The organism is Microbispora oryzae, from assembly GCF_017896165.1.
In the GTDB taxonomy this organism is placed as follows: domain Bacteria; phylum Actinomycetota; class Actinomycetes; order Streptosporangiales; family Streptosporangiaceae; genus Microbispora; species Microbispora oryzae.
The window spans coordinates 24822-45854 of the sequence record NZ_JAFCNB010000016.1; the positions used below are offsets into that span (position 1 = coordinate 24822).

Genomic DNA, 21033 nt, shown 5'->3' on the forward strand with positions numbered 1-21033 from the left:
GAAGGCGGCTGTCGGCTCGGGAGAAGTTTCGCCGCCGGGCCCGGGACGGCACATCGGCCCAGGGGCAGGTATCTACCCGGCACCGGCTCTGCCTTTCGGCCGATATCGGCACTCCGCACTCTGACTACGCTGGTCACGATGACGACGCCGCAGATCCGACGCTTGTGGTCACGCCTGGGCCAGGTGGCCGGGCTCACGGTGATGGCGGTGCTCGGGATCATCGACCTCCGCTACGGCATGCTCCAGCTCTCCCGCGAAGGCCTTGTGCTGTCCCTGGTACGGGTGGGGCTGGCCGTGGCCACCGCGAGGGTCTGGCTGCCCGCGTACCCGCAGAACTCCCGGCGCCTGCCGTCGCTGGCTCTGCTGCTCGCCGCGGCGTCGATCGCCGTCACCGTCGCCACGCTGACCGCCGGGTTCGGCCCGACGGGCGTGTGGGGCTTCGCCGAGACCTGCGGCCTGCTCGCGAGTCTCTACGTGGTGGCGCGCCGGGGGGCGCCCAGGTCGTCGGTCGCCGCGGTTCTGGCCCTCGGGCTGGCCGTCATCGTGCTGCCGTTGCGCGGTGTCGTCGACGACACGTACGTCATAGCCGCGCTCCTCCTTGCCCTCGGCGTGGCCGGCGCGACCACGGGTGGGGCCTACATGCGGTTCCTGGACCGTGGGCGGGAGCAGGCCCTCGCCACGATGCGGGCCGAGCAGCGCGCCGAGTTCGCCCGGGAACTGCATGACTTCATCGCCCACCACGTCACGGGAATCGTGGTCCAGGCGCAGGGCGCGCGGTTCATCGCCGAACAGGACCCGCAGCGGGTCATCCTCGCCCTCGAACAGATCGAGCAGGCCGGCGCGGAGACGATGAGCTCGATGCGGCGGATGGTGGGCGTGCTGCGCGACCCCGACGCCGCGCCGGACGCGCCGTTGACGCCGCTGGCGGGGCTGACGCACCTCGACCCGTTGCTTGCGGCCTTCAACGGTTCGGGTGCGCCGGTGGCCCACCTGCACGTCGACGGAGATCTGGACGGGATCCCCGTCGAGGTCTCCACCACGGCCTACCGGGTGGTGATGGAGGCGTTGACGAACACCCGCAGGCACGCGGCAGGCGCCCGGTCGGTGGACGTGCGGATCTTCCGCGGCCCGGAGTCGCTCTTCGTCCGGGTGACCGACGACGGCGCCACCCCGCGCGCCGCCGCGCCCCGGGGACAGCACCGGTACGGCCTCATGGGCCTCACCGAGCGGGTCCGTGCCCTCGGCGGACGGTTCTCCGCCGGGCCCGGTGCCGTCGGCGGCTGGGTGGTCGACGCGGAGCTGCCGCTCGATCAGGAGGCGGCGCGGTGATCCGGGTGATGGTCGCCGACGATCAGGCCATGGTCCGGACCGGCTTCAGCATGATCATCGACAGCCAGCCGGACATGCAGGTGGTCGGCGAGGCGGCGGACGGCGTGGCCGCCGTCGACCTGGCCCGGCGGCTCCGGCCCGATGTGGCGCTGCTGGACATCCGGATGCCCAGGATGGACGGTCTGGAGGCGCTGCGGCTGCTGGCGGGCAGAGGCGTCGCCGACCCGATCAAGGTGGTCGTGGTGACCACCTTCGATCTCGACGAATACGTGCACACGGCGCTGAGCACCGGCGCGTGCGGGTTCCTGCTGAAGGACTCGGGGCCGGCACTGCTGGTGGAGGCGGTCCGGGCGGCGGTGTCGGGCGACGCCCTGATCAGCCCTTCGATCACGGTGCGGCTGCTGGAGCATCTCAGCCCCCCGGTCCTCGCGCGCGACGACGCGGGCCTGTCGCCGCGGGAGCTCGACGTGGTGAAGCTGGCCGCCCGCGGCCTGACCAACGCGGAGATCGCCGAGCGCCTGTTCATCGCGGTCGGCACCGTCAAGACGCATCTGGGCAGCGTGCACATGAAGCTGGGCGCCCGCAACCGGGTGGAGATCGCGGCGTGGGCGTGGGAACGCCGCCTCGTCGACTGAGCCGCCGGCGTGTGTTCCGGTCACCCGCCATCCCGTAGTACTTCGGAGCTACGCGGGAGGTCCACTCTCCAGCGGGAGGCCGACCACGGGGGCCGCCGCGTAGGTTCGGCGCCGTCAACCCCCGAAGCCGTACAGAAGGGCCTCTCCCGTGGCCGCCCCCATGCGTATGAGTCGTCTGCGCCGCGCCCTGCTCTCCACGCTCGTCACCGCGTCGGTCGCCGGTCCGGTGGCGGGCGCGGCCCGTCCCGAGGCCGTACGAGCGCCCGCTCCGCCCGCCCTCGCCCCGCTGCGGTGGTTCACTCCCGCCGCGCTCGCCGGACGATACGCCGCCACCCGCGACGCGATCCGGGCGGCCGGGCGGACGGCCGCCGCCCACGGCGACCGGTGGCGTGCCGCGATGCTGCGCGCCATGGCCGACCCGGCACGGCGTTTCCTGTTCTTCGACGGCCGTGACGGCGGCCGCGCCGTCGAGGTCTTCGGTGACCTGGCCCAGGCCGAGCGGATCGTCGTGCTGGTCCCGGGCTCGGACACCAACCTCGACAAGTACGGGCTCCTGCGCGGCGGCGCGATGAGGCTGCAGCAGGTGCTCGGCGGCCGATCCACGGTGATCGGCTGGCTCGGGTACGAGACGCCGAGCACGGTGAGCGCCGACGTGCTGACCACCGGCCGGGCCGACCGGGCCGCCCCGGCACTGCGCGCCTTCGTGCGGGAGCTGGCCGCGGCCAGGCCCGGCGCCCGGATCTCGCTCCTGTGTCACTCGTACGGCTCGGTGGTCTGCGGGCGGGCGGCGTCCGGGCTGGACGTGGCCGACATCGTCCTGATCGGCAGCGCCGGCGTCGGCGCCGACGACGTCGGCGCGCTGCACACCCGGGCCACCGTCTGGGCCGGCCTCTCCGGCGGCGACTGGGTCGGCGACGTGCCGCACACGCGGCTCGGGTTGCCCTTCGCCACGGTCGGGCTGGGCGCCGACCCGGTGTCGTCTTCGTTCGGCGCCCGGGTCTTCGCGGCGGGTGACGGCGGGCACAGCGACTACCTCAGACCGGGGACGGCCCTGACGAACATCGCCGGGATCCTCTCGGGGCGGACGCCGTCCGCGGAGCACCCTCGTGCGTGACCTCATCCTGCGGATCGACGCGGCGACCCCGCCCGGCCGCGACCGCGCCGCCGACGCGTTGCGCGCGCTGGCCATCCTCGGCGTGGTGCTCGGTCACTGGCTCGTGACCGCGCTGGTCGTCGACAGCGGAACGGTGCGCGTCGCCAGCCCGCTGCGCGGCATGCCGCACCTCGCTCCGGTCTCCTGGCTGCTCCAGACGCTGGCGGTCTTCTTCCTGGTGGGCGGGTATGTGGGCGCGAAGAGCCTGGCCGCCGCACGCGCTCGCGGCGTGACGTACGGCCGGTGGCTCGCCACCCGGATGTCCCGGCTGTTCCGGCCGGTCGCCGCCGTACTCGTGGTGTGGACGGTGGCGGCGGGCGCCATGCTCGCCTTCGGGACCGACCTCGGGACCGTGCGCGCGCTCGTGAAGATCGTCCTGTCGCCCCTGTGGTTCCTGCTGGTCTTCGCGGCGCTGACCGCGGCGACGCCGACGGCAGCCCGGCTGCACCCGGTCGTGCCGCTCGCCGTCGTCGCGCTCGTCGACCTCGTCCGGTACGGCCTGGGCGGCCCCGCCTGGGCCGGCTGGGTCAACCTGGCCGCCGGGTGGCTCGTGCCGTACTGCCTGGGGACGGCCTGGGCCCGCGGCGACCTGCGGGACCGCGGGACCGGTTGGGCGCTGCTGGCCGGCGGCGGCGCCGCCACCGCCGGGCTCGTCCTGCTGGCGGGCTACCCGGCCGACATGGTCGGGGTGCCCGGCGCCGCGATCTCCAATCTCGACCCGCCCACTCTCGCGGCCGTCACCTTCGGTCTCGCCCAGTGCGGGGCGGCCCTGCTGCTGCTCGGGCCGCTGCGGCGGGCGCTGCGCCGCCCTGCCGCATGGGCGGTGGTCGCCCTGGTGAACCTGGCGGCCATGACGGTCTTCCTCTGGCACCAGACCGCGATGATGGTGGTGGCCGCGATCGGCCTGCTGTGGGGCGGGCCCCTGCCCGGTCTGCACACCGTCCCTGACGGCTCAGGCTGGGTGCTCGCCCGGCTGGCCTGGCTGCCGGCGTTCGCGGTGGCGATGTCCGTGTGCTGGGCCGCGTTCCGCCCGTACGAGCGGGGAACGGCGCGGACCCGGGACGGTGCCGGGGAGGAACGTCGCGCGCCCGCTTTAGGGTGGATGTCGCCGGTCAAGGAGTCGAAGGCGGTAGACGGCGCGTGGGGCGAGAGCTGATGAAGGCGCTGAGGGCGGTGCCACGTGTCCTCCGCGCGGACCTGTTGACCTGGGCCTACGATCCGCTTCCGGCCATGGCCGGGCCCCGCTGGCTGGCCCGGTTTCCGCACGTGCTGGTCGTGGGTTTCGCGTTCTTCGCGGTCGCCGGCGCCATCGGAAGCCTCCGCTCCGATCCGTGGATCACGCTGCTCGCCCTGGCGCAGGCGGGAGCGCTCGTCGCCGCGATGTCCCGCCCGATGCCGGCCTGGTGGGCGTCGACGGCCGTCATGGCCGTCGCGGCGATGGTCCTGGAACATCCCGCCGCGTCGTGGGACGATCCGGGGCTGGCCGCGCCCGGCGTCATCTCGATCCCCTGGCCCGTTCATCTGATCGCGCTGCAGACGGGGGTGCTGTTCCTGGTGGCGCTGCGGGTGCGTCCCAGGGCCGTGGGGCAGGCGCTGGCGATCAGCGTGCTGACCGGCCTGACCTGCGTGGTGTTGATCAATCCCGGCATCGGTCCCGGCCGGATCGCGCTGACGCCGCCCTTCTACGTGACGGTGGCGGTGGCCGGCGCCCTGGCCGGGGTCGGCTCGATGATCCGTGGCGAGCGCATGGCCCGCGAGCGGCTGTTCACACAGGAGGAGATCACGGCCGGGGAGCGGGCCAGGCGCACGGTGCTGGAGGAACGCGGCCGGATCGCCCGGGAACTGCACGACGTGGTCGCCCACCACATGTCGTTGATCTCCATCCAGGCGCAGGTGGCGCCCCACCTGGTCAAGGACCCGCCGGACGAGCTGAGGGAGAACCTCGCGGCCATCCGCCAGAGCGCGGTCGAAGCCCTGACGGAGCTGCGGCGGGTCCTGGGCGTGCTGCGGTCGGAGGACGCGATGGCCGACGAAGCACGGCACGCGCCCCAGCCCACACTGGAACGGCTGAGCGAGCTCGCCGCGACGGCGCGGAGCGCGGGTCTCGTGCTCGCGATCGAGACCGCCGGCGAGCCGCGCCGGCTGCCGCCGGGCGTCGAGCTGTCCGCGTTCCGCATCATTCAGGAGGCGCTGTCCAACGCGATGCGGCACGCCCCGGGGGCGGCGGTGCGCGTGCTGCTCGGGTATCGGCCCGACGCGCTGACCATCCGCGTCGTCAACACCGCGCCCGACCGGCCCGCGCCGTCGTCTCCCGAGCCGGGGCACGGACTGCTGGGCATGCGCGAGCGCACGGTGATGCTGGGAGGCGAGCTGGTCGCCGGCCCGGCACCGGACGGAGGCTACGAGGTGCGCGCCACTCTGCCCGCCGCGGCCGGCGAACCGCCGGCGGGCAACGCCGGGAAGATGGGGAACACTGCGTGACGGCCATCCGGGTGCTGATCGCCGACGACCAGATGATGGTGCGTCAGGGCTTCGCGGTGCTGCTGAACGCCGAGCCCGGCATCGAGGTCGTCGGCCAGGCCGTCAACGGTCTCGACGCCGTCGCCAAGGCCGCCGAGCTCGCACCGGACGTCGTGCTGATGGACATCCGGATGCCCGAGCTCGGCGGCATCGAGGCGACCCGCCGCATCCGCGGAGCGGCCGGGGCCGCCGTCAAGGTCCTGGTGCTGACGACCTTCGACCTCGACGAGTACGTGTACGAGGCGCTGCGCGCGGGGGCGTCCGGATTCCTGCTGAAGGACGCGTCGGCCGCCGAGCTGGCTCACGCCGTGCGGGTGGTTGCGGCCGGCGACGCGCTGCTCGCCCCGGCCGTCACCAGGCGCCTCATCGCCGAGTTCTCACGGATGAGCGCCGCTCCCCGGGCGCCGCTCAAGGAGCGGGTCGGCGACCTGACCGAACGCGAGACCGAGGTCCTGTGCCTCATCGCGCAGGGCCTGTCGAACGCGGAGATCGCCGGACGCCTGGTGGTGGCCGAGCAGACGGTGAAGACCCATGTGAGCCGGATACTCGTCAAACTGGGGGTGCGCGACCGCACCCAGGCCGCCGTCTACGCGTACGAGACGGGACTGGTCCGCCCGGCCGGTTATCAGTAGCGCCGGGCCTGTCTCGGTGCCCCCCGACGCGCTTGTCCGCCTTAGCGGCGCCGCACCACCGTGCCGGGGTGGAGCTCTTCTCGCGTTCGTGGAAGGCGTTTGCGCGCGGCTGTCGCCGAGGTCCCCGACGAGGACTTCACCCGGCCGTCCGGCTGCACCGGCTGGCTCGTGCGGGACCTGGTGTGTCATCTGGTCATCGACGCCCAGGACTTTTTGATCACCCTCGTGACCCCCGCGGGAACGGAACCGACCCGGGACGCGGTGACCTATTGGAACGTCGCCGGAACGTCGCCGGAACGCCGCCGACCGGCGACGACCCGCTCGACGCCCTGATCGTCCGGCTGGCCGCCGCGTAGCTGCCGGACGCCGCGCAACCGCCCGCTCCTCGGATAACCGGCCGCCGGATTCCGCACCAAGCGACGCGGGGCGAGGAATGGCCGCACCGAAGTCTCCGGCCTCGGGCCACGCCACGGCGCTAATGACCGCCGTCGTCACGCTCGGGCGCATTGTCGTTACACGGCGGACCAAGGCGTCGTAACCAATCGCGGAAGGGGATTCCGGCGTCGCGTGTGGGCGTCACTCTCCATGAGGGGAATGTTCAGGGGGCGCCGGCGCGAGCCTGTCTATTAATTCACCTGTCTCGGGTAATTCAACCGGCCGCCGATCCGCAGAGTCCGTTCCGTTCTCCTCGTTCGACCTCGGTCAAGTCGCCGGGCGGGACCACGCCTGAGCGCCGCCGGGCCGAGGCGATGTGGAGGGGGCCCGTCGCGCGTGCGCCGGACCGCAACGCCCCTGTCGCGGTGGCGGGTCACGCGCCCGGCGCGGCCGATTCGCTCACACGGCCGGTTCGGCCGCGATGAAAGATTCACATTCAGGCTGTGTTTACCGTGAAGTCAAGGTATTGTGAAAAAAGGGGTTTGTGGATTTGGGTGTGAGCAAAGACCTGAATAGTGGGCGACTGGAATTCGGGGGTCGCGCCGGTTCTCGCCACCACTTCTCCCCAAAGGGGGACGGTAAGTACGTCCCCGACGTGAGGATTGTCATATTCTGAGTTAAAGCTGATGGTGTGTCCGTCTCAGCTGCTGAGAATATCCTGTTCCCCGGCGGGTGGCCTGAGTTAGCGTCGACGCGGAAGCGAGACGGCGAGCCCGTTTGCCTCAGCGACAATTCCTCTTTGTTTCGCCTGGGTGTCAGAGTGGACGCCCTTACCGAGGGATTCGGGCGGCCGGGCCCTGTCTGTGCGCTCCTTCAAAACTCATTTTGTTTCGGTGAGGTTTCAGGTCGTGGAGCAGGTGCCGGTTATTCACGCCCCGCTGACGTTCGGTCAGCTTTCGCTTTGGCGGTCGATCCAGAGACTTCCCTCGGAGGCCTGCAACCTGCCCCAGACATGGGCGCTTCCCGACGGCGCGAGCCTCCCCTCGGTCGAGCAGGCCCTGGAGGCGCTTGAGGAACGGCACGAGTCCTTGCGCACCCGGTACGAACCCGACGGCGAAAACGACCTGGTCCAGGCTGTCTGGCCGGTCGCACCGGTCCGCCTGGACACGGTCGAGGGAGGCGACGACCCCGCCCGGGTGGCGGAGGACGCGGCCGCGCGGGCCGGGGCCGACCCCTTCGACCTCGCCAAGGACCGGCCGTGGCGCGCCTGCGTGGTCACGTCAGGGGGAGTCCCCGTCCGCCTTGTCATCTGCTTCCACCACATCGCGGTCGACGCATGGGCGATCAATCAGCTGCACCAGGAGTTCCTGCTGCTGGCGGACGGGTTGCGCATCACCGAGCCGGCGCCGACCGGCCGCGAACTCGCCGCCGAGCAGTGGTCGGCGGCCAGGGAACGACGGCGGAAGGCGGCCCGGAAGTTCTGGGAGGGCGTCTTCGAGGCCGCTCCCGCGATGGAGCGGGAGCCGGGTACCGACGGGCCGGAGGGCACGGCGACGCTGTCCACCCGCTGGGCCAGGCTCGGCTCAAAGGAGGCGGGTGACGCCGCCAACCGGATCGCGGAGCGGCTGGAGGTCTCGCTGCCGTCGGTCGTGCTCGCCGCCTTCTGCCTGGCCGTCCGGCGCAGGACCGGCCGTGACCGGATGCTGGTGGCGGTCTACGCGCACAACCGCAGCGACCCCCAGTGGGAGAAGCTGGTCGCCGCCCAGAACCAGATCGTCCCGCTGGTGGTCGCGCCGGAGCCGGGGGAGGACTTCGGCGAACTGGTACGCCGGGTCCACTGGGACTCCCTGCGCTCCTACCGGCACGGCGCGTACAACGTGGACGACGTCCTCGAACTGGGGCGCGTCCACGGCTACAGCGGCTCGGTGAACGGCTCCTTCGACGGCTCGGTCAGCGGCTTCTTCCGCTACTTCTTCAACTACCTCGGCGAATATCAGCAGGAGCACACCTCCGTCGACGAGCAGATCCGGACCGGCACCGCGGGACGCAACATCGGCGCCCCCCTCTATCTCCAGGTGCAGGCCGGGGAGGCGCTCACCTGCACCCTGCGGGAGAACTCGGCCGGCACCGGTTTCGACGAGGTCACCGGGCTGCTGCTGCTCCTGCGGGACATCCTGGTCGCCGCCGCGGGTCCGGAGTAGGCCTCAACCCGCTCCCACTCACCGGCGGCCCGGCCGCCCGCAGACCGATCGTCGTTGGCAAACCACGGGGAGGGTCAGTGCCCGACCACATCATCGTCATCCACCGGTGGAGCGACCGTTACGCGGACTACGCGTCGTACGCCGACCACGGTGCCAATCGCGTCAGCTACGTCACGACCGTGCGCGCCGCCGCGTCACTGCCGGAGGGCGCCGCGGCGGTGCGGACCGTGCGGAGCACGGAGGACGGCAAGGCCGTGCGCGCCGCCGTCGCCTCCCTGATCGAGGAGTTCGGCCGGCCGGCCCGGATCATCGCGCTGCACGAGGTCGATCTCGACATCGTGGCCGAGCTGCGCGAGGAGCTCGGCGTCCCCGGAGAGACCCCCGGCGAGCTCGCGCCGTTCCGCGACAAGCTGGCCATGGCCCGCCGCCTGGCCGCGGCGGGCGTCCCCGTCCCGGCCACCGAGCCCGCGCCGGACCGCGAGGCGATCGCCGCCTTCGCCGCCGTCCACGGCTGGCCGGTGCTGGTCAAGCCGGTACGCGGGACCGCGAGTGCCGGAGTGACCCGCCTCGGCTCGCCCGGGGAACTCGACGCGTACGTCTTCCCCAGCGACATGCCGATGCTGGTGCAGCCCTACGTGCCGGACGAGATCCTGCACGTGGACGGCGTGGCGACCGGAACCGGCCTCGGGGCCTTTCGGGCCTCGCGCTATCTCAACACCTGCCTGGAGTTCACCGAGGGGGCGGCCCTCGGCTCGGTGGAGCTGGATGATCCGGGCCTGACGAAGGCGATAGGCGAGTTCACCACCCGAGTGGTGCGCGCGCTGTCCGACGGTCCGTGGGTGTTCCACCTGGAGCTGTTCCTGTCCGGCGTCCCCGAGGCGCCGGAGCTGCGGGTGCTGGAGGTGGGTGCGCGGCCGGGCGGCGCGGAGGTGCCCTTCCTGTGGCAGGAGGTCCACGGCGTCGACCTGATGGCGGCCGCCTTCGCACTCCAAATGGGCGAGCCTCTGCCCGACGTCCACCGCGCCGAGCTGGATGCCGAGCTCGGCGGCTGGCTGCTCGTGCCGACGCCGGTCGCCCGCCCGTGCCGGGTCGTGGCGGCGGGGACGCGCACGGACGACGGGACCGACGGGGACGCCGGTCCCTACGCGCGGCGGGTGCCGGTGGTGGGCCAGACGCTTGCCGATCTCCCCGGCTACGAGCACTCCGGCGCCCGGTTCCGGTTCCGGGGCCGGAGCACCGCCGAGGTGGAGACGGCGATCCGCCGGACGATCCGGGAGTTCGACTTCCGCTGCGTCCAGGTCGACCCGGACGCGCCCGAGCGGATCGTGCTCGTCGGCAGCGGCGGCCGGGCCTATCGGGAGTACGCGTTCGCCGACGCCGCCGCCAGGTGCGAGGTGGCCCTGGTCGGTCCCGCCGAGCCCACCTGGCAGTCGGGTTATCTCGCCGGGCACGGCGTCGTGGCGGACTCCGGGGTGGACGCGCTGACCCGGGCGGTGGGTGCGTGCGTCGCCGCCGCCCCGGGCCGGGCGGGGGTCTTCACCTGGGACGAGGTGGTGCTGGAGGTGACCGCCGCCGCGGCCGCGCGCCTCGATCTGCCGCACATGTCCCCGGCCGCGGCCCGCAACTGCCGGGACAAGCTGACGACCCGCCTGCTGCTGCGCGAGGCCGGGCTCCCCGCGGTCGGGTTCGCCCACGTGCACGACCAGGAGGAGGCCCTGCGCGCGGCGGAAACGCTCGGTTATCCGGTGGTGGTCAAGCCGCGATCGCTCGCGGGCAGCGTCGGCGTGCTGGTCGTGCACGACGCCGGCGAGTTGCGCGGCCTCTGGCATCACGCGGCCGGCGCCGCCTACCCGGGTCTCGAACCGCTGGACGGCCTGCTGCTGGAGGAGTTCCTGTCCGGGCCGGAGATCAGCGTCGACTCCGTCGTCCACGACGGGGATGTCCGGCCGGTGAACGTGGCCCGCAAGCGGCTCGGCTTCGACCCGTTCTTCGAGGAGGTCGGTCACCTCGTCTCGCCCTGGCGGCGGGAGCCGTGGGCGGACGACCTGGTCGACATGGTGGTCGAGGCCCACCGGGCGCTGGGGGTGCGGACCGGCCTCACCCACGCGGAGGTGCGGCTCACCGCGGCGGGGCCGCGGCTGGTCGAGCTCAACGGGCGCCTCGGCGGCGACTTCATCCCCTACCTCGGCAAGCTGGCGACCGGCGTCGACCTGACCGCCGCCGCGGTGGACCTGGCCCTCGGCGTACGGCCCGCGGCGACGCAGGTCCGCGACATCTGCGCGGAGGTCCGATTCGTCTACCCGCCGCACGACTGCGTGGTCCGCTCGGTCGACGTGTCCGCCGCCGCGGCCGTGCCCGGCGTGGCGGAGGTGGTCCGGCTCGCGGAGCCCGGAGCCCGGCTGCTGCTGCCGCCTCGCGGCGTGGTGCCGCGGCTGGCCGCGGTGATCGTCACCGGGGAGACCCCCGATGACTGCCGCCGGGCCCTGGACGAGGCGTCGGAGCTGGTGCGTGCGGAGATCGAGCCGCTGACGGCCGGTGATGCCCTGTGACCGGCTCGGCGAACGGACCTGCGAACGGCTCTGCGAACGGGCGGGCGCACCGCGCGGCGAACGCGCTACGGGGCCTGCTCAGCAGCTACGTCCTGCCCAACCGGGCCGGGCGCGTCATCGTGGCCGCCGTCGTGGTCTACGCCACCGGCAGCGGTCTCTACCTCGCGGGCGGCACCGTCTTCTTCGTCAAGGGCGTCGGACTGAGCACCGCCGAGGTCGGCACCGGCCTCACCGTCGCGGGGCTGGCCGGCTTCCTCACGACGGTGCCGGTGAGCATGCTGGCCAGGCGTTTTGGACCGCTGCAACTGCTGCGCATGGTGCAGGTCTGGCGGGCGGCCTGGCTCGCCGCCCTGGCCTTCGCGGACAACGTCTGGACCTTCACCCTCTTCGCCTCCCTGTTCATGATCTCGCAGGGGCCGGTGCTCCCCATGGTCCAGCTGGTGGTGGGCGCCGCCGTCGGCGAACGCGATCAGACCAAGTCGCTCGGGGTCATCGGCTCCGTCTCGAACGTGGGCATGTGCCTGGGCGCCCTGGCCGCCGCGCCGTTCCTGAGCTTCGGCGACGTCTGGATGCTCCGGTCCATCCTGCTGCTCGGCGCGCTGTGCTGTGTCGCGTCGGCCGGGCTCTTCGGGCTGGTCCACGTCGAGGTGCCGGCTCCCGCGGACCGGCCCGCCCGCTGGCACAGCGGGCTGCTGCCGGTCCTGCGGGATCTGCGCTATCTCGCGCTGACCACCGTGAACGGCGTGCTCTTCCTGCACACCGTGCTGTTCGGCATCGGCCTGCCGCTCTGGCTGGTGGAGTCGACGGACGCCCCCGCCGGCCTGCTCAGCGCCCTGATCACGGTGAACACGGTGCTGGCGATCGCGCTCCAGGTGCACTTCGCCAAGCGGGTCGGCGACTCACGCGGCGGCACCCGGGCGCTGCGCGGCGCCGGTGTCGTGCTGGCCGCGTCCAGCCTGACCCTGGTCGCCTCGTCGTACTCCCGGACGTGGCTGACGATCGGCCTGCTGGTGGTCGCCACCATTCTGCTGACCTGCGGCGAGATGCTGCAGGCGGTCGGCGGCTGGGAGCTGTCCTACCGGCACGCGCCCCCGGCGCTGCGCACGGAGTATCTGTCGGTGTTCAGCCTCGGCGGGGCGGCGGTGGGCATCGCGGGCCCGCTGCTCCTGGCCGTGGTCCTCAGCCTGCACACCGCGGGGATGATCGGCCTCGCCGTCCTGTTCCTGTTCACCGCGGGCGCCGCCTCGCTGGTGGGGGCGAGACTCGCGCGCGCGGAGCACCATGACGCGCTGGAACCGGAGCCCGATGGGGCGGCCGCGGCGTAGCCACGCACCCGCCGCCCACGGCCGCAGGAAGTCCGATCGTCCAGCCCACAACGGAAGGCCACTGTCATGCACGACCAACTGCTCGCGTTGATCACGGGTGTCGTCGAGGAGCTCAATGAGCGCAGGAGCGAGAAGATCCCGACCGAGGATCTGCCCGGCGTGGTGCTCTACGGCGACGCGGGTGTCTTCGACTCCATGCACCTCGTCAACTTCCTGGCGCTGGTGGAGGAGGCGCTTGAGGACGAGTTCGACGTCGAGATCTCACTGACCTCGGAGAAGGCCGTCTCCCGCCGGGTGAGCCCGTTCAGCAGCGTCAGGCGGCTGATCGACTTCATCGACGAGGAGATGCGGCTCGCCGCCGCCTCATGATCATCATGATCACCGGCACCCGGACCGGTATCGGCAGGGCTCTGGCCGAGCACTTCCTCGACCGCGGCCACCAGGTGGTGGGATGCAGCCGCAGGGCGTCGACCATCGATCACCCCGGCTACCGCCATCACGAGGTGGACCTCACCGACAGCAGAGGGATCAGGGCGATGTGCCGGGCCGTCCGGGCCGAGTACGGATATCTCGACGCGGTGGTCAACAACGCCGGGGTCGCGAACATGAACCATTTCATGATGACCCCCGAGGACGTCGCCCGGAGGATCTTCGATGTCAACTTCTTCGCCGTGCTGAACTGCTGCCGCGAGAGTGTCAAGCTCCTCCAGAAGAGCGGCGGCTCCCCGGCCGTGCTCAACGTCTCCACGGTGGCCGTGCCGTGGGCGCTGGCGGGGCAACTGGTCTACTCGGCCAGCAAGAGCGCGGTCGAGCAGCTCACGCGGGTGATGAGCAAGGAGGTCGCCGACCTCGGCATCCGGGTGAACGGCATCGGCCTGCCGCCGGTGCACACCGTCCTCACCCGGACGGTGCCCAGGGAGAAGATCGACGACCTGATCGGGCGGCAGACCCTCAAACGCATGTGCACGATGGCCGACATCACCGGGCCGGTCGAGTTCCTGATCTCTCCGGAGTCCTCGTTCGTCACCGGGGAGACGCTCTTTCTTGGGGGTGTTCACTGAATGCGGGACGCGATTGTCAGGAGATTCGACGAGCTCGGTGACCGGGTCGCCGTCGTCGACGCGGACGCGGCGTACAGCTACCGGGACCTGGCGGACGAGATACGCCGGCTGGGGGCGGTCCTGGCGGAACACCGCGTGCTGCCCCACGACGTGGTCGTCCTCAACGGCGACTTCTCCTTCCCGTCGATCACGGCGCTGCTGGCGCTCCACGTCAACCGGAACGTCGTGGTGCCGGTGGTGACCCTCACCGAGACGGTGCTCACCACCGTCACGGCGTCCTGCTCGCCGCGGCATCTGCTGCGGACGGGCGCGGACGTGGAGATCGAGGCGATCGCCGGGGCGCCGGACGCCGCCGGCGCCTACGACAGTCTCGTAGCCGCCGGGGCGTCCGGCCTGGTCCTGCTGAGCAGCGGCAGCACCGGCGTGCCCAAGGCGATCCTGCACAACCTCGACGCGATCGTGGCGGAGAAGCTCGGCACCCGGGCACGGGCGGCGGGCCGCCCGGCGAACATCCTGATGTTCCTTCTCTTCGACCACATCGGCGGGCTCAACTCGCTGCTCGGCGCGCTGCGCGTCGGCGGAACCGCGATCGTGCCCCGGCGCCGCACACCTGACGAGATCTGTGCGCTCATCGAGAAGCACCGGATCAGGCTGCTGCCGACCAGCCCGACGTTCCTGAACCTGATCCTGATCGGCGGCTACCACCGCGAGTTCGACCTGAGCAGCCTGCGCCTCATCACGTACGGCACCGAGCCGATGCCGGAGGAACTGCTGGCGCGGATCAACGCGGCCTTCCCCAAGGTCAGGCTGCTGCAGACGTTCGGCACCAGCGAGACCGGGATCTCGACCACGACCAGCGAGTCGTCGCGCAGCACCTTCTTCCGGATCGACGACGCGAACGTCGAGCACCGCGTCGTGGACGGGGAGCTCCAGCTCAGGAGCCGCACCCAGTTCCTCGGCTACCTCAACTACCCGAGCGACGCGCTCACCGAGGACGGCTGGTTCCGCACCGGCGACCTCGTCGAGCAGAACGCGGACGGCTTCATGACCGTCAGGGGCCGCGCCACGGAGGTCATCAACGTGGGCGGCGAGAAGGTGCTGCCGCTGGAGCTGGAGTCGATCCTGCTCGGCAGCCCGCTCATCGACGACTGCGTGGTCTACGGCAGGCCCAACGCCATCACCGGCCAGACGGTGTGCGCGGACGTCAGGCCGCGCGGCGAGATGACCCGGGCGGAGCTGCGCAGACACGTGGTCGACTTCCTGACGGACAAGGTCGACGCGTTCAAGATCCCGACCAAGGTCAACCTGATCGACTCGGTCACCGTCTCCGAGCGCTTCAAGAAGAAGAGGGCGCTGTCATGACCGGCACCGGTCTCGTCGTGATCGGAGCGGGCACGTTCGCGGTCGAGGTCGCCCGCTACCTCGGCGACCTCGTGGCGGCCGGGCACGACGACTACCGTGTGGCGCGCTACCTGGCCGTGGCCGGGGAGCCGGTGCACGCGCCCGTGGAGCTGTGCGCCGCGCTGGACGACTTCGCCCCCGAGCCCGGCACCCGTGTGGTGCTGGCCCTCGCGGACCCGGCCCTGCGGCGCCCGCTGATCGACGGCCTCATCGCCGGTCACGGGCTCGACGCGGTCAACGTGGTGCATCCGGCCGCGCGGGTCGGCCCCGCCCAGATCGCCGGCGCCGGCAACATCATCGGGCCGGACTGCTACGTCGGCGCGGACGCCGTCCTGGGCGGTTTCAACGTCGTCCACTACCACTGCTCCATCGGGCACCACTCGCGCGTCGGCTCGAACAACTTCTTCGCGCCGAACTTCCACTGCGGGAGCGATGTGGAGATCGGCGACGACAACTACTTCGGCCTGAGCTGCACCATCGCCCCGGGAGTGGATGCGGGCAGCGGCAGCAGGTTCCAGGCCGGGATCACCCTGTTCGAGAACCCGGCGAGCGGTCACTCCCACCTGGTCCCCAGCCGGATCAAGTCGATCAAGACGTCCTGAGGAAGGCAATGATGAAGCGAGCGAAGGTCACCGTGATCGGCGCCGGTCCCGCCGGCTGTGTGGCCGCCCTGACCCTGCACAGGCTCGGCCACGAGGTCGAGGTCTACGAGAAGGGCCACTTCCCCCGATACCGGGTCGGTGAGTCGTTCCTGCCCGGAACGCTGTCGGTCCTGCACCGGCTGGGCCTCCAGGAGAAGATCGACGCGGCGGGCTTCGTGAAGAAGCCCTCGGCGACCTTCCTGTGGGGTCAGGACCAGGCGCCCTGGACGTTCTCCTTCGCCACCCCCAAGACGGCCCCGTGGGTCTTCGACCACGCCATCCAGGTCAGGCGCGAGGAGTTCGACGCGCTCCTGCTCGGCGAGGTGCGCGAGCGCGGGATCGCCGTCCACGAGGGCACCGCCGTCACCGACGTGGACGTCTCCGGCCCGGACGGCGTCACGCTGAAAGTGCGGCAGGGCGACGACTCCCGCGTGGTCGAGAGCGACTTCGTCATCGACGCGGGCGGCGCCGGCAGCCCGCTGGCGCGCCAGCTCAAGATCCGCCGCTACGACGAGTTCTACAAGAACTTCGCCGTGTGGTCCTACTTCAAGCGCAAGGAGCCGTTCGAGGGCGACCTCAAGGGCACCACTTTCTCGATCACCTTCGAGGACGGCTGGGTCTGGATGATCCCGCTCAAGGACGACAAATACAGCGTCGGCCTGGTGGTCGACCGGTCCATGGCGGGCAAGGTCAAGGAACTGGGCCCGGAGCGCTTCTACCGCGAGACCCTGGCCAAGGCCGTCCGCGCCACGGCCATCCTCGGGGACGCGGACATGATCGACGAGGTACGCATCGTCCACGACTGGTCCTACGACTCCGAGTGGTTCTCCGCCGGCCGCTACTTCCTGTGCGGCGACGCGGCCTGCTTCACCGACCCGCTGTTCTCCCAGGGCGTCCACCTGGCCACCCAGTCCGCGGTCTGCGCGGCGGCCGGGATCGACCGGATCACCCGGCACGAGGACGAGCGCGACGCGGTCCACGCCTGGTACAACCGCAGCTACCGCGAGACCTACGAGCAGTACCACGAGTTCCTGGCCTCCTTCTACACCTTCGCCTCCTTCACGGAGCCGGAGTCGGAGTTCTGGCTCAAGCGCCGGATCAGCGAGTCGGACGACGACCGGTTGAGCCGCCTGCGGTGGTTCAACCGGCTGGTGGCGGACGACTCCGCGAACCCGGAGGCCTCGGTGGCCGACTTCCGCGACCGGGCGTCGACGATGATCGCCATCGGCCGGCACCAGCGGAAGGATCTGAGCGACGAGTTCTCCGAGAACGAGCTCAACTTCGCCCGGGTGCGCTGGATCAGCGGGCTCACCAAGCAGCTGAACCGCATCACGCGGCTCCAGTGGACCGGCGACGAGGTGCGGCTCAAGCCCTACTACAAGGTCGAGCCGCTGAGCTTCCGGCTGGAGCGCAAGCAGGTGCTGGCCAACGAGGACGACCTCGATATGATCAAGTTCCCGGTCGGGGAGGAGCAGCGGGAGATCTTCCAGAGCGTCACCAAAGAGACGGTGAGCTACCGCACCCTGATCAAGCAGCTCAACGACTCCGGGATGCAGGAGGTGAGCTCGCAGATCGTCATCCGGCTGTTCGAGGCGGGCCTGCTGTCCGGCTTCGACAAGAAGGACGAGCGCGTCTTCATCCAGGATCGCCTGCGCTTCGACGGCGTCGGCGTCGAGTACGAGGTCTGAGCATGGATTTCACGCACGGCCCCACCGCCACGCTGGTCTACCTCGCCGGGATCGGCAACTCCGGGCCGGGGCACTGGCAGGCCCGGTGGCACGCCCGGGTGCCGGGGGGCGTCTGGGTGGAGCACAGCTCCTGGGACGACCCCGTCCGCGACGTGTGGGTGCGCGACCTCGACGAGGCCCTGCGCGCGGTCGAGGGTCCCAAGATCCTCGTCGCGCACAGCCTCGGCTGCGCGCTGGTGCCGCAGTGGGTCGCGGAGCACGCCGACGAGTGCGAGGACGCGGGCGTGGCAGGCGCCCTCCTCGTCGCCCTGCCCGATCCGGGCGGGCCCGAGTTCCCTTCGCAGGCGGTGGGGTTCGACGCCCCCAAATACCAGCGGCTGCCGTTCCCGGCGGTCGTGGTGGCCAGCGAGGACGACCCGTACGGCTCGCTGGGACACGCCACCGAGGTCGCCGGGATCATGGGCGCCGACCTGGTGAACGTCGGGCGCAAGGGACACATCAACGCCGACTCCGGCCTGGGCGACTGGCCCGAGGGCTGGGCCCTGCTCACCGGGGCCTTCACCGGCTGACCGCCCGCCGGGCCCGGGACGCGGATCCCGGGCCCGGCCGCGCCTGGCCCCCCGCACGATGACCGTGTTTCGGGTACGTCAAGGGCGTGATGCGTTCGATACACAGGACCTCACGGTGCGTCATGGCGATGGAACGGCGCGTGGTGATCCTCCTGTGTGACAGGTTGTCAGACGGCAGGCGGGAGAGACCGGTATGGCGTCCATCTTCGATCAGATCGGCGGGGCCGGAGCGGTGCACGCGACGGTGGAGGAGTTCTACACCCGTGTGGTGGGCGACCCCGCCCTCCAGGGCTACTTCGCGGACGTCGACATGAAGAAGCTCAAGGCCCACCAGCGGAGTTTCGTCGCCGCCGCGCTCGGCGGCCCGCAGGAGTATCGCGGGAAGTCGATGCGCGAGGCCCACGCGGGACTGAAGATCCCGGGGGAGCACTTCGACCTGGTGGTTGGTCATCTGGCCGGGGCACTCGCCGCGTGCGGCGTGCCGGCGGAGACCATCGGCGCCATCGCGTCGGCCCTGGCCCCGCTCAAGGCGGAGATCGTCGACGGCGCCGCGGTCGCGTGACGCCCGGCCCGTCGCCTCAGCCCACCTGGTAGCCCTCCGCCTGGATGGCGAAGAGACCGGCGTACAGACCGCCGAGGCGGAGCAACTCGTCGTGGGAACCGCGCTCGGCGACCTGTCCCTCGTCGAGGACCACGATCAGGTCGGACTCCCGGATCGAGCCCAGGCGATGGGAGATAAGGAGATTTGTCCGGCCCGCCCGGTGCCGGCGCAGCCCACTGTGGATCTCGTGCTCCGCCTCCGCGTCGAGACCGGAACTGGGTTCGTCGAGGATGAGCAGATCCCGCCCGCCCCTGAGGTAGGCGCGGGCCAGCGCGAGCCGCTGCCACTGGCCGCCGGACAGGTGGACGCCCGTCTCGCCGCCGTCGAGGAAGATCCGGGACAGCAGGGTGTCGTAGCCGCGCGGCAGCGCGGCGACGAAACCGGCGGCCCCCGCCCGTCCGGCCGCCTCGGCTATCCGGTCGCGATCGCCCATCGCGGCGAGGTCGCCGAGGCCGATGTTCTCCGCCGCGCTCATGTCGTAGGTCATGTAGTCCTGGAAGACCGAGCCGATCCGCCGGCGCAGCTCCGCCGGGTCGAGGTCCCTGAGGTCGGCGCCGTCCCAGAGGATCGAACCGCGGTCCGGGTCGTACATCCGGCACAGCAGCTTGACCACCGTGCTCTTCCCCGCGCCGTTGCGCCCGACGAGGCCCACCGAGCGGCCGTACGGGACGGTGAACGAGACACCCCGCAGCACCCATTCGTGCTCGGGGGAGTAGCGGAACCAGACGTCGCGGAACTCGATGCCCCGGGCCAGCGCGGGCACGGGCCGTGGGTCGGGCCGCACCGGAAGGTCCGGCACGGCCGTGAGCACCGTCAGGTAGTGGCCGAAGAGCAGCGTCTGCCCGTGGATCGTCGCGATCTCGCCGACCAGGCCGGTGATCGCCGCCTGCACTCCGGCGACGGCGGCCACGAACAGCGAGATGTCCCCGACGGTCCGGCCGCCGCCGAGCGTCTCCACCAGGGTCCAGAGCAGACCGGCTCCCGCCAGCAGCGCGCTCGCGCCCCCCATGACGCCCTGCACGGTCAGCTCCCGGCGGTCCGCGCGGCGGCGCTCGGCGTTGGCGGTCGTGCGCTGCTCGCGCATCAGCCCGCGCAGGTGGCCCGCGAGGCCGAACAGCCTGATCTCCTTGGCGGCCGGCACGCTCAGCAGCAGATCCTGGTAGAAGAGCTCCCTGCGCTCGTTGGGGCCTATCCCGATCAGCATCGCGGCGCGGCGCCGGGACAGCCAGATCTCGGCCGCCAGGGCGGGCGCCGCGGTGATCGCCACCAAGGCGGCCATCCACGGGCTGATCAGCGCGAGCGCCCCGAGGAACGCGGCGCAGGCCAGCGCCGACCTGACGACGCCGAAGGCCGCCATGACCACCATGCCGGGCGTCGCGCCGCCGTACTGCAGGGCGAGCCTGAGCGTGTCGAGGAAAGCGGGATCCTCGAACCTGGCCAGCCCGGCGAACCGTTCGGTGGCGCGGAACAGGCGGTCCTGCGCGACGACGCCGACGCGGCGGCCGATCTCCTCCCGCAGGTAGAGGGTGACCTGGGGAAGGACCGCCGCCGCCGTCCCGCATCCGGTCAGGGCCGCGCCCAGCCAGGCGATCGCGGCCGGCGTCGCCGCACCGTGGGTGAGCAGGTCGAGCACCGCCCTGGTCAGCCAGGCGACGGCCGGCGGGATGAGCGCGCCGGCCGCGGTGAGCGCTCCGTAGGCGGCCAGCCGCGCCCGGCCCGACTCCCAGGCCAGCCGGACAGCCGCCCAGACGGCTCTCACGCGCCCAGGCCGTCCATGCTCGTGCCGCTCGCGACGACGGTGCGGGAGGCGTCGACCAGCGCGAACGCGGGAAACCCGTTGACCGACAGCGCCCGGGTGAGGCCGCCGCCGGACGTCTCGATCACCACGCGGGCGACGGGTTCGAGCGCGGCCCGCTCGGCCGCGACCTCCTCCTCGCGTCCCGCCAGCACGGCGAGGACCGACGCTCTGCCGCCCGCGCGGTTCTTGGCCGCCTCGACGAACGACGGCATGCGCTCGGCACAGGCCGGGCAGCCCGGCGAGAAGACGCCCACGAGTGTGGACGTCCCGGAGAACGCGTCGTCGGAGACGGTCTCCCCGTCCGTGGTGACGGCGGTGAACGGCCCGACGGGCGAGCCCGCCGGGGCCATCACCGCCGGCCCGCGGCCGAGCGCGGACAGCGCCTCCGAGTGCTCCCGGAGCCTGCGGATGATGCCCACGGAGAGGACCAGGTCGACGGCGCACAGGACGCCGACGAGCACGACGAGGGCGATGAGGAAGGGCATGGGATCTCCCTGCTCGGGCCGGATGGGAAGACAACAGGACTCATAGAAAGGCGAAGGGACTCATGGAAAG

Annotated in this window: 19 protein-coding genes; 17 read left to right on the plus strand and 2 right to left on the minus strand. The window is 71.7% G+C overall.

Going from position 1 to position 21033, the window contains the following annotated elements; all coding sequences use genetic code 11:
- Positions 1–138 precede the first annotated feature (138 nt).
- The 17 genes from JOL79_RS24520 to JOL79_RS24600 all read left to right on the plus strand — a co-directional run bounded on the left by JOL79_RS24520 (position 139) and on the right by JOL79_RS24600 (position 18641).
- Entirely contained in the window at positions 139–1329 is a 1191-nt protein-coding gene (locus tag JOL79_RS24520; RefSeq protein ID WP_210158235.1) for a sensor histidine kinase, read from the plus strand.
- Between the two features lie 8 nt (positions 1330–1337).
- Complete coding sequence (locus JOL79_RS24525; protein ID WP_210158350.1) at positions 1338–1964, plus strand: response regulator; 627 nt, start codon at positions 1338–1340, stop codon at positions 1962–1964.
- A gap of 160 nt (positions 1965–2124) precedes the next feature.
- Complete coding sequence (locus JOL79_RS24530; protein WP_210158236.1) at positions 2125–3078, plus strand: alpha/beta hydrolase; 954 nt, start codon at positions 2125–2127, stop codon at positions 3076–3078.
- Positions 3071–4273 (plus strand): acyltransferase family protein, encoded by a 1203-nt coding sequence (locus tag JOL79_RS24535; protein ID WP_210158237.1) that lies wholly within the window; start codon positions 3071–3073, stop codon positions 4271–4273. Before JOL79_RS24530 ends, JOL79_RS24535 begins: the two co-directional genes overlap by 8 nt.
- Positions 4258–5598 carry a sensor histidine kinase gene (locus JOL79_RS24540; protein ID WP_307848700.1) on the plus strand — a complete coding sequence of 447 codons (1341 nt, stop codon included), beginning with the start codon at positions 4258–4260 and terminating at the stop codon, positions 5596–5598. The genes JOL79_RS24535 and JOL79_RS24540 overlap by 16 nt, the downstream gene beginning before the upstream one ends.
- A complete protein-coding gene (locus tag JOL79_RS24545; RefSeq protein ID WP_210158238.1) occupies positions 5595–6269 on the plus strand; it encodes a response regulator in 675 nt (224 codons plus the stop codon). The genes JOL79_RS24540 and JOL79_RS24545 overlap by 4 nt, the downstream gene beginning before the upstream one ends.
- Before the next feature lie 99 nt (positions 6270–6368).
- Positions 6369–6602 carry a maleylpyruvate isomerase N-terminal domain-containing protein gene (locus JOL79_RS24550; protein ID WP_230985391.1) on the plus strand — a complete coding sequence of 78 codons (234 nt, stop codon included), beginning with the start codon at positions 6369–6371 and terminating at the stop codon, positions 6600–6602.
- 935 nt (positions 6603–7537) lie between these two features.
- Positions 7538–8845 carry a condensation domain-containing protein gene (locus tag JOL79_RS24555; protein WP_210158239.1) on the plus strand — a complete coding sequence of 436 codons (1308 nt, stop codon included), beginning with the start codon at positions 7538–7540 and terminating at the stop codon, positions 8843–8845.
- A 77-nt stretch (positions 8846–8922) separates the two neighbouring features.
- Complete coding sequence (locus tag JOL79_RS35570; protein WP_210158240.1) at positions 8923–11394, plus strand: ATP-grasp domain-containing protein; 2472 nt, start codon at positions 8923–8925, stop codon at positions 11392–11394.
- Positions 11391–12719, plus strand: coding sequence for an MFS transporter (locus tag JOL79_RS24565; protein ID WP_210158241.1), 1329 nt, complete (start codon positions 11391–11393; stop codon positions 12717–12719). Before JOL79_RS35570 ends, JOL79_RS24565 begins: the two co-directional genes overlap by 4 nt.
- 66 nt (positions 12720–12785) lie before the next feature.
- Positions 12786–13088, plus strand: a complete 303-nt coding sequence (locus JOL79_RS24570) for a hypothetical protein (protein ID WP_210158242.1) — start codon at positions 12786–12788, stop codon at positions 13086–13088.
- 5 nt (positions 13089–13093) lie between these two features.
- Positions 13094–13780, plus strand: coding sequence for an SDR family NAD(P)-dependent oxidoreductase (locus tag JOL79_RS24575; protein WP_210158243.1), 687 nt, complete (start codon positions 13094–13096; stop codon positions 13778–13780).
- The gene (locus tag JOL79_RS24580) at positions 13781–15142 is read left to right on the plus strand and encodes an ANL family adenylate-forming protein (protein ID WP_210158244.1); all 1362 of its coding nucleotides are present in this window, start codon (positions 13781–13783) and stop codon (positions 15140–15142) included.
- Positions 15139–15783, plus strand: coding sequence for an LbetaH domain-containing protein (locus tag JOL79_RS24585; RefSeq protein ID WP_210158245.1), 645 nt, complete (start codon positions 15139–15141; stop codon positions 15781–15783). Before JOL79_RS24580 ends, JOL79_RS24585 begins: the two co-directional genes overlap by 4 nt.
- Positions 15784–15794: 11 nt before the next feature.
- Positions 15795–17510 carry a chloramphenicol-biosynthetic FADH2-dependent halogenase CmlS gene (gene cmlS / locus JOL79_RS24590; protein ID WP_210158246.1) on the plus strand — a complete coding sequence of 572 codons (1716 nt, stop codon included), beginning with the start codon at positions 15795–15797 and terminating at the stop codon, positions 17508–17510.
- A gap of 2 nt (positions 17511–17512) precedes the next feature.
- Positions 17513–18079, plus strand: a complete 567-nt coding sequence (locus JOL79_RS24595) for an RBBP9/YdeN family alpha/beta hydrolase (RefSeq protein ID WP_210158247.1) — start codon at positions 17513–17515, stop codon at positions 18077–18079.
- Between the two features lie 193 nt (positions 18080–18272).
- Entirely contained in the window at positions 18273–18641 is a 369-nt protein-coding gene (locus tag JOL79_RS24600) for a group I truncated hemoglobin (RefSeq protein ID WP_210158248.1), read from the plus strand.
- 16 nt (positions 18642–18657) lie between these two features.
- On the opposite strand, the gene JOL79_RS35575 is transcribed toward JOL79_RS24600, so the two are convergent.
- Entirely contained in the window at positions 18658–20439 is a 1782-nt protein-coding gene (locus JOL79_RS35575) for an ABC transporter ATP-binding protein (protein WP_210158249.1), read from the minus strand.
- Positions 20436–20963: a TlpA family protein disulfide reductase gene (locus JOL79_RS24610; protein WP_210158250.1), complete on the minus strand. Its 528-nt coding sequence runs from the start codon at positions 20961–20963 to the stop codon at positions 20436–20438. The genes JOL79_RS35575 and JOL79_RS24610 overlap by 4 nt, the downstream gene beginning before the upstream one ends.
- Between the last annotated feature and the right edge of the window lie 70 nt (positions 20964–21033).

Coding starts and splice junctions, on each gene's coding strand:
- JOL79_RS24520 (WP_210158235.1), top strand. CDS start 139: ATGACGACGCCGCAGATCCGACGCTTGTGGTCACGCCTGGGCCAGGTG.
- JOL79_RS24525 (WP_210158350.1), top strand. CDS start 1,338: ATGGTCGCCGACGATCAGGCCATGGTCCGGACCGGCTTCAGCATGATC.
- JOL79_RS24530 (WP_210158236.1), top strand. CDS start 2,125: ATGCGTATGAGTCGTCTGCGCCGCGCCCTGCTCTCCACGCTCGTCACC.
- JOL79_RS24570 (WP_210158242.1), top strand. CDS start 12,786: ATGCACGACCAACTGCTCGCGTTGATCACGGGTGTCGTCGAGGAGCTC.
- JOL79_RS24575 (WP_210158243.1), top strand. CDS start 13,094: ATGATCACCGGCACCCGGACCGGTATCGGCAGGGCTCTGGCCGAGCAC.
- JOL79_RS24580 (WP_210158244.1), top strand. CDS start 13,781: ATGCGGGACGCGATTGTCAGGAGATTCGACGAGCTCGGTGACCGGGTC.
- JOL79_RS24585 (WP_210158245.1), top strand. CDS start 15,139: ATGACCGGCACCGGTCTCGTCGTGATCGGAGCGGGCACGTTCGCGGTC.
- cmlS (WP_210158246.1), top strand. CDS start 15,795: ATGAAGCGAGCGAAGGTCACCGTGATCGGCGCCGGTCCCGCCGGCTGT.
- JOL79_RS24595 (WP_210158247.1), top strand. CDS start 17,513: ATGGATTTCACGCACGGCCCCACCGCCACGCTGGTCTACCTCGCCGGG.
- JOL79_RS24600 (WP_210158248.1), top strand. CDS start 18,273: ATGGCGTCCATCTTCGATCAGATCGGCGGGGCCGGAGCGGTGCACGCG.
- JOL79_RS24610 (WP_210158250.1), bottom strand. CDS start 20,963: ATGCCCTTCCTCATCGCCCTCGTCGTGCTCGTCGGCGTCCTGTGCGCC.